We start from the raw sequence: 232 nt of genomic DNA, 5'->3' as shown, positions 1-232 counted from the left end.
CGACACTTGGGCAAGTGTTTCGGTGAGGTCAGGATGGTCCGAGCTGACTGCCCCGATCAGGATGGCATCGACCCCTAAAGCCGCACATCGTTCCAGCTGTGCGATCTGTGTCGCCCTGGCACGATAGCCTCCGGCCTCGAAGAACAACAACTCGACGTGCTGTTTCCTGGCTTCTTCCTCCAACCCGAACCCGACACGCAGCGAATACTCGGCCTTGACATGGGGCACGAGC

Annotated in this window: 1 pseudogene; it reads right to left on the bottom strand. The window is 59.9% G+C overall.

The features are described 5' to 3' along the window. Window positions 1-232, bottom strand: a pseudogene (locus tag E0702_RS18320) (hypothetical protein); the annotation flags it as partial.

Origin of the sequence: Halomonas marinisediminis (assembly GCF_004347715.1) — a bacterium.
Taxonomy (GTDB): Bacteria; Pseudomonadota; Gammaproteobacteria; order Pseudomonadales; family Halomonadaceae; genus Halomonas; species Halomonas icarae.
This window is presented reverse-complemented; position numbering and strand designations above follow the sequence as displayed.